We start from the raw sequence: 932 nt of genomic DNA on the forward strand, positions 1-932 counted from the left end.
ATCACCGCCGGCGCCCCATGCGGCCATATCGAGCGCCTGCATCGGCAGGATCTCCGCGCGAAGCGTGGCGGCGACGTTCCAGCCGACAATGCGCCTCGAGTAGACGTCGGTGACGAACGCGACATAGGCGAACCCGGACCAGGTCGCGACGTAGGTCACGTCACAGACCCACAATCGCCGCGGCGCGTCGGCGGTGAACCTGCGGTTCACGAGATCCTGCGGCAGCGACTGCGTCCGATCGGTCTTCGTCGTGAACACCCGCTTCGACTTCTTCACGCCCCGCACCCCGGCCAACCGCATCAGACGCTCGGTCTGGTCCCGGCCGATGTCCCAGCCTTGCCGGCGCATCAGCGCATACATCTTCCGGCGCCCATAGACGCCGTAGTTCTCCGCATGCAACCGCGCGACCTCCGGGACGAGGAGATCGTCGCGCAGCTGCCTGGCCGACGGTGCGCGGCCGACGGCGGCGCGATAGCCGCGAGAGGTGAGGAATCCCTGGACCGCCGGATTGAGGACCCGGCAGATGAGCTCGACCCCGAAACGATCCCGGTACTCGTCGATGAACCGGATCATCTCGGTCAGGGGCGGTCGAGCTCCTTCGCGAAAAACACGCTCGCAGCCTTGAGGATCTCGTTCGCCTTGCGCAACTCGGCGTTCTCCTTCTGCAGCCGCTTGATCTCCGCCGCCGCATCAGTCGTCACACCGGGCTTCACACCAGCATCGACCTCGTAGCGCCGCTGCCACAGCCGCAGCGTCTCCGGACTCATCCCCAGCAACCCAGCCACATGCCGGATCGCGGCCATCATCGTGGGGTGCTCCGGCCGCGCCTCCGCGAGCATCCGCAACGCACGCTCACGCATCTCCGGCGAGTACTTCCTGTTCATCGAGTTCCATCCTTGCTTGAAGAACGGAACGAAAGTCAGGCCGATTCA

2 protein-coding genes are annotated in these 932 nt (G+C 65.8%); both read right to left on the reverse strand.

The window, feature by feature from the left end:
* Window positions 1–573 (reverse strand): IS3 family transposase (locus ACWAT3_RS16670; RefSeq protein ID WP_460800204.1); only part of this gene is annotated, 573 nt, incomplete at its 3' end.
* Between the two features lie 5 nt (window positions 574–578).
* On the reverse strand, window positions 579–884 hold the full coding sequence (locus ACWAT3_RS16675; RefSeq protein WP_460800206.1) for a transposase: 306 nt from the start codon (window positions 882–884) through the stop codon (window positions 579–581).
* Window positions 885–932 lie beyond the last annotated feature (48 nt).

Source organism: Microbacterium sp. GXF0217 (assembly GCF_054798195.1).

Coding starts and splice junctions, on each gene's coding strand:
- ACWAT3_RS16675 (WP_460800206.1), bottom strand. CDS start 884: ATGAACAGGAAGTACTCGCCGGAGATGCGTGAGCGTGCGTTGCGGATG.